The 6629-nt window shown below is 61.9% G+C and carries 4 protein-coding genes and 1 pseudogene; 2 read left to right on the top strand and 3 right to left on the bottom strand.

Annotated elements, in window-relative coordinates; genetic code table 11:
- Window positions 1-974, bottom strand: a pseudogene (locus NW841_RS11150) (RNA-guided endonuclease TnpB family protein); the annotation flags it as partial.
- Between the two features lie 62 nt (window positions 975-1036).
- On the opposite strand from NW841_RS11150, the gene NW841_RS11145 reads away from it, so the two are divergent.
- Window positions 1037-3544, top strand: coding sequence for a sigma 54-interacting transcriptional regulator (locus NW841_RS11145; protein ID WP_414386422.1), 2508 nt, complete (start codon window positions 1037-1039; stop codon window positions 3542-3544).
- Window positions 3545-3546: 2 nt separating this feature from the next.
- On the opposite strand, the gene fni is transcribed toward NW841_RS11145, so the two are convergent.
- Complete coding sequence (gene fni / locus NW841_RS11140) at window positions 3547-4623, bottom strand: type 2 isopentenyl-diphosphate Delta-isomerase (RefSeq protein WP_414365021.1); 1077 nt, start codon at window positions 4621-4623, stop codon at window positions 3547-3549.
- Between the two features lie 97 nt (window positions 4624-4720).
- Here fni and NW841_RS11135 point away from each other — a divergent pair, with 97 nt between their 5' ends.
- Window positions 4721-5518 (top strand): response regulator transcription factor, encoded by a 798-nt coding sequence (locus NW841_RS11135; protein WP_414371175.1) that lies wholly within the window; start codon window positions 4721-4723, stop codon window positions 5516-5518.
- Between the two features lie 178 nt (window positions 5519-5696).
- Here the strand turns inward: NW841_RS11135 and NW841_RS11130 are convergent.
- On the bottom strand, window positions 5697-6629 hold a 933-nt coding region (locus tag NW841_RS11130), incomplete at its 5' end, for a hypothetical protein (RefSeq protein WP_414386420.1).

The following is a 6629-nucleotide window of genomic DNA, read 5'->3' as shown; positions in this document are numbered from 1 at the left end:
TGCACAAACTGCCGCAACGGGTAGAACGCCCCTCGCGCTAGCGGGCCGTAGGCCTCACTGTTCGACCGCCGCCGCTCCGTCTTGCTGCGTGGCTGTTGGTTGACTCGTTCACGGATCCCAGTCAAGTCCTCCAAGGCAAGGATGCTACAGGTAGCTTTGGCCCTAGCAACAATGGCTAAGGACTCCGTCCCGCTGACGCGAGTAGAGATGCAGTGGTTCACCCAGGCTTGAAAGCGTCTCTCCCGACCAGACAGCCGTTGCAGCAGTTGCCGACACCTACGTCGAGAACTACGTGTGCCCTGACTGGCTTTGCGTTGCAGAACCGCTCTCAACCGGGAGTAGTGGTCTCTGACCTGGTTCAACTGCTGTCCATTCCAGTTGTCCCCCTCAGAGGTATGAGCAATATCCCTCCTACCCAAATCCACGCCCATTGCCTTGACGGCGTGCTCCAGTTCCGGTACCTCAGACTCCACGCCAATCTGGATGAAGGAGGAACCGTCTTGGCGTTTGACCAACGTGGCTGCTTTGGGATGAGAGCCTGTGAGCCTGCCCCGCTAGTAGGAGCCAACATCCAGCTCAAAGCGTTCGCGTCTCTCAACGGTGGTCAGCGACACCGTCCAGTCCCTCTCCCGGAAAGAGAAGATGCGGGCATCGTAGGTAACAAAGCCAGACTTGAACGCCTTGACGGGACGGTTTTTCTGCTGGGCAAGCTTGCGGGCACCGGCTAACCGTCGGAACACTTGTTGAGTGAGATTACTGGACAGCCCGAACCGTGCACGGACTTCGCGATAGCATAAGAAGTGGAGCTTGACAAGGTTGGCTATATTCTCTGGCGTGTTTTGGTTGACCCAGTAAGGCCTCCGGCCCGCGGGCGCGAGGAGTGCTTGTGCAAAAGCAGACAAGGTCGCATCCAGCTTGGCGGCTTGTGACGCAGACACCTTGAGCTTGCAGGAGATAGTCAGGACTTGGGTCATGCCAAGCCTATTAGCGTTATCCCTCCCCGCCGTATAGACGCTGGAGTATCCAGCGCATTCAGATGACCCCTGTTGAGCGTGCCCAGTGGCTGAAGGGGCAAACCCTGTTTCAAAGCCTGGCGCTGGAGAGCTTGTATCCTCTGGCGGAGCACCTCCAGGAGCAACCCTTTTGCCAAGGAGAGGTTTTGGCGGAGGCAGGAACCACCCCGGCTGGGATCCAGATTTTGCTAGAGGGGCGCTGGGAAGAACGGGATCCCCATTCCGGGGAGGTTCTCAACCTGCTGCCTGGCGCGGTGGCTCATCTGGGGGAAGTCCTGGCGGAGCAGCCGCTGCGGCGGGATCTGGTGGCCGTTTCCCCAGGGATCCGGGGTTGGATCCCGGCTGCGGTGGTACGTCGTTGGCTGGCAGAGCACTCGGGGCAATTGGCCGAGGCTCTGGCCCAGGCTCAAGAGCGCCTCAGCTACGAGCAGGAGCGGCAAGTGGCTTTGCGCCCCTACCTGGTGCCGAAGGTGGAGCGGGGGATCGTCGGCTCCAGCCGCTATGCGGTGCGCCTGCGGCAGCAGATTAAAGAGGCAGCCCAGAGCAGCAAGCCGGTGTTGATCTTTGGGGAGCCGGGCCTGGAAAAAGACAACGTCGCCGCCCTGATCCATTTTGGATCCCCGCGGCGGCGCCAGCCCATGATCAAGGTGGATTGCAGCGCCCTGCAGGCCAGTGGGGCAGACTTGTTCGGACGGGCGGGGGGCAAACCGGGGTTGCTGGAGTGGCTGGGAGAGGGCACGCTGCTGTTGAACAACCTGCATGAGCTGCCCGCCGAGCTGATGCCCAAGTTGCTGCGCCTGCTGGAGACGGGATCCTACACCCCTGTGCAGCGGGGGGAAGGGGATCCGGGAGAGGAGCGCCCCTGTCGCTGTCGTCTGCTGATGGTGTCAGAACGGCCCATCCCCGCCCTCGACCCCTGGGTGATGGCCATCAAAGTGCCGCCGCTGCGGGTGCGCAAGGCCGATATCAAAGCCATGGCCGACTATTTTCTCAGCCTCTACAGCCGCCGGCGGGGGATCCCCAAGCCCAAGCTCTCGCCGGAGGCGCTGCGCCGCTTGCAGAGCTACGACTTTCCCGGCAACTCGCGGGAGCTGCGCAGCCTGGTCGAGCGGGCAGTGGTGCAGGCTGCGGGGGCAAGCGTGTTGGGGGAAGAGGTGTTTTGGGCCTCCCAACCCCGGGGCAAGCGGTTTCGCCTCAACCTGCTCAACGCCTATCCTCGCTTGCGCCGCCTGCTGCGCAGTCCCTGGTGGCCGGATCGCCTCAACTACGGCCTGGTGCTGCCTCTCTACACGCTGGTGGTGTTTCTCCTCTTCTGGGGGCCTCAGGATCGGGCCCACAATGTGGGGTTGAATCTTTTCTGGGCCTGGTGGTGGCCGGTGGTGCTGCTGGCGTTCCCCTTTTTGGGGCGGGTGTGGTGCGCCATCTGCCCCTTCATGATCTACGGGGAGCTGGTTCAGCGGCTATCTTTGTGGCTTTGGCCGCGGCAGTTGCGGAAATGGCCGCGAACGCAGGCGGAGCGCTGGGGGGGCTGGGTGCTGTTTGCCGGGTTCGCGTTGATTTTCCTGTGGGAGGAGATCTGGGATCTGCCCAACACGGCTTACCTGTCGGGGTGGCTGCTGCTGCTGATTACCGCCGGAGCGGTGGTCTGCTCACTGGTGTTTGAGCGGCGGTTTTGGTGTCGCTACCTCTGCCCGATTGGGGGCATGAACGGCCTTTATGCCAAGCTCTCGATGACAGAGCTGCGGGCCCAGCAGGGCACCTGTTCGGCAGAATGCACCACCTACCAGTGCTACAAAGGTGGGCCCGAGAAAGGGGAAGGCATGGCGACGGGAGGCTGTCCTCTCTACTCCCATCCGGCGCAACTGCAAGACAACAAAGATTGCGTCCTCTGCATGACTTGTCTCAAGGCTTGTCCCCATCGCTCGGTGGAGTTCAACCTGCGCCCGCCTGGGATCGAGCTGTGGACCACCCATACGCCGCGCACCTCTGAAACTGCCCTGTTGCTGTTGCTGCTGGGGGGCATCTATCTCCATTGCCTGCCCCAGATAGCGGAGCGCCTCTCCTGCTGGGGCTTGCGCTGGGATCTACGGCAGTTTTGGCCCCACCTGGGGGCTGCCTTGCTGGCTTTGAGCCTCCCCAGCCTCGTGCCCTTGGCAGCCTGGGGGCTGGCGGGGCTGGCCTATAAGCTAGGCCAGGGGACGCGACCCCGACCCTTTGCGGAGATGATCTACGGCTATTTGCCGCTGGTTTTGGGAGGAACGTTGGCCTTCTATTGGCCCCTGTTTTTGACGGAGGCAGGCCAGGTGCTGCCGGTAACTTGGGCAACTTTCTTCCAGACGGGATCCGCTCTTCCCGTGCTGTGGCAGGCCCACCCAGCGGTGATCCAGTTTCTTCAGGGATCCACCCTGATCCTGGCTTTGCTCCTGTCGTGGGCCCTCACCGGCAAAATTGCCCGCCGCAGTTTGCAGTGGCCCTACCATCTGGCCGCCCTAGGGCTGGAGGTGAGCTTGTGGCAGGTGCTGGGAATTTGATTTCAACCCCTTTCCCCGACAGGGGGCAGCGGATCCCAGGTATCTTGCCAGCGCAAAGCCGCTTGCCGTAGCTGCGCCAAGTTGGCTGATCCGGTGCAAAAAGCGGCGATCCTCAGCTCCTCGATTACGGCCCGGAAGCTGTCCACCACCGCCTGGGCCCGCCCTTGGAAGACGGCGTGGAGAGCGGGAGCGGCCATGCCGACCACATCGGCCCCCAAGCGGATGGCTTTGGCTGCATCGATGCCAGTGCGGATGCCGCCGCTGGCCACCAGGGGCAGGTTGGGCAGGAAGCGGCGGATTTCCAGCAGAGCCAAGGCTGTCGGGATCCCCCAGTCCCGGAAGCTGTGGGCAATGCGTTTCTTGAGGGGATCCCTTTGGCGATGGGCTTCCACCTCGCTCCAGCTCGTCCCCCCTGCCCCGGCCACATCCAGGGCGGACACACCACACTCGGCCAGCCGCCGGGCTACTTGGGCGCTGAGACCATTGCCCACTTCCTTGACCAGCACTGGCACCGGCAACTGGTTCACCAACTGCTCGATGCGGCAATAGAGGTTGCGCCAATCGCGATCCCCCTGGGGCTGAACCGCCTCCTGCAGTGGGTTGAGGTGCAAAATCAGCGCATCTGCCTCGATCATCTCCACCGCCCGCCGCGCCTGCTCCAGCCCATAGCCGTAGTTGAGCTGCACAGCGCCCAGGTTGGCCAAAAGCAGAATATCCGGAGCTACTTGCCGCACCTGGTAAGTCCGGGCCAGCTCCGGGTGTTCTAGAGCTGCCCGCTGGGATCCCACCCCCATGGCAATGCCCAGCTCTTGAGCGGCAGCCGCCAGGTACAGGTTCAACTCCTGGGCAGTGTCTGTCCCCCCGGTCATGCTGCTAATCAGCAGAGGGGCCTGCAGGCGCTTTCCCAGAAACTGGCAACTGAGATCGATCTCCGGCAGCAGCAGCTCCGGCAACGCCACATGCTCGAAGAAAAAGCGCTCAAAGCCGGTGCGGATCCCTTTGGCGTTGACGTCCTGCTGCAAAACAATGTCTAGGTGATCCTGCTTACGTTCGGAGATAGGGGATGGAGAATCGGCCATGGTCTGGATAGAGGGTTGTCCAACCGGTAGCGGGCGAACAACATTGTCCGAAGGTGGCCCGCTGTCTATGATGAGGGCGGGATCCAACCTAGTAGCCATGCAACCTTTGCACATCTTGCTGGCAGAAGGCAACCCTCATCTGCGCAGCTTGCTGGGTTGGCATCTGCAACAGGCGCAGCACCGGGTTTGGGAAGCGGAGACCATTCGCCAGGCCAAAACCCTGCTGCAACAGCAGCCTGTCCACCTCTTGATTTTGGATGCGGAGCTGTCCAGCCGTGCCGGGCTCCAACTATGCCGCTGGGCGCATCGCCATTGCGATGTGTTGATTTTGCTCCTCTCCCAACGGGGATCCGAAGCCGACATCATCGCTGGGCTGGAGGCAGGCGCAGACGACTACCTCACCAAGCCCCTTAGCCTGCCCCTTCTGGATGCCCACATTCAGGCCCTGACCCGTCGGCTGTGGCGCAGCCTTCCCCCCACCTTCCTGCAGTATGGGGATCTGAAAATCGATCTGGTGCAGCGGCGCGTCACCCTGGCCGGTCAAGGCATCGACCTCACCCCGCAGGAGTTTAGCCTACTGATGGTGCTGATCCAGGCCGATGGGGATCCTCTCTCGCGGCAAGAGCTGCTGGAGCGGGCTTGGCCCGATTCCACCGCCAACCCCCGCACCGTCGATACCCACATCCTCTCCCTACGCAAAAAACTAGAGGGGAATCCGCACCAACCCCGCCTCATTCACACTGTGCGCCAGGTTGGCTACTGCTTTGGCCTAAAGCCGCCCCCTCTGTCGCAGCAGCCGAGTCGAGCCAGCGGCGCAGCTGCTCCAGGATCTGGGCTTCCACAGCGGCGTCGTAGAGCCGCAAAGTTAGGCGAGGCACCCGCAAGGAAGCGGTAATTCGCCCTGCCGGCAGATCCAACCACACCAGCTGTTTTTGAAAGCAGCGGCAGGTGGCCCCTATCTCCTGCGCCAGCTCTTCCACCTCCGGCCAGCTCAGGCAGCGCGGCAGCAGCAGGTCTGTGGCCCAGCCCCTTCCACACTCTCGCCGCCTCAGGATGCGCACCTGCATGGATCCCTAAATCCGCTCGGCGTAGAACTCACACCAGGGATCCCCTTTCTCTCTGGCTTTGGTCTCCTTCCCGTGAAACAGCCCACCCCGCTGGAAGAGGCGGTTGTAGAAGACTTGATCCAGAATCGGCTTCTGCTGAATGTTGCCGTTGTAAACCAGATTCATCAGCGCCGGCACCGCCCCTTGGGCAAAATAGCAGGTTGGATAATCTGCCCGTGGGTAGGAAGCCAAAAAGTAGTTGGTCTCGTAGTTGCCGTCAATAGCCACCCGGCAGGAATGATCGCTCACCACCTCCAAAGCCTGCCAACGACCCCACCCCAAGCTGCTGGCTACGGCATAGGCCCCGTGGATCCAGTCGGTATCCTTTTCCAGCATTGGCCCCACAAGGGTTTCCCACTCCAGGGACTCCATGATGTTGCCAAAGGTGTAGAAGACACAGACATGGCCCGATTCGCGAATTAGATCCTCTGCCACCTGCTGCAGACCGGGTTGCACTGCTTTCAGCTCTTCCAAAAAGCGGTACTGGATGCGGTTGCAGTAATTGGCAGGCATGCGCGTGAGCAGCACGTTGAAGGCGCGAATCTGCCCCCGTTCATCTCCTGCCAAAGGCATGCCCCACAGAGCTTCGTTGACCGCGTCGTAGTCCACCGCTGTTATCGGCTTGGGCAGATCGGCTGGACGTTCGATGAGCTTGCCCATGCCGGGGCTAGGAACCAAAGCCTGAGGCCGTGGCAGCCGAGTTGCCTGGATCACGCAGCGATCCTTGCGCGTAACCGCCATGCACTCCGTTTCCTCTGCCGTGTAGCTGCCCAGCTCGCCAAAAGTGGCATCCAGCGCCGCTGCCACATAGCCCACGGCTAGATGATCAATGGGACGAGTGCGGTTAGCCTGATCCCCGTACTTGCTCAGCCAGCCTTCTGCGTAGTGGGAGTGGGTGAG

Source organism: Synechococcus sp. H60.3, from assembly GCF_047462295.1.
Lineage (GTDB): Bacteria > Cyanobacteriota > Cyanobacteriia > Thermostichales > Thermostichaceae > Thermostichus.
Note: the sequence above shows the minus strand (reverse complement) of the source record. Positions and strands in the feature narration are given on the sequence as shown.

Coding starts and splice junctions, on each gene's coding strand:
- fni (WP_414365021.1), bottom strand. CDS start 4,623: ATGGCCGATTCTCCATCCCCTATCTCCGAACGTAAGCAGGATCACCTA.
- NW841_RS11145 (WP_414386422.1), top strand. CDS start 1,037: ATGACCCCTGTTGAGCGTGCCCAGTGGCTGAAGGGGCAAACCCTGTTT.
- NW841_RS11135 (WP_414371175.1), top strand. CDS start 4,721: ATGCAACCTTTGCACATCTTGCTGGCAGAAGGCAACCCTCATCTGCGC.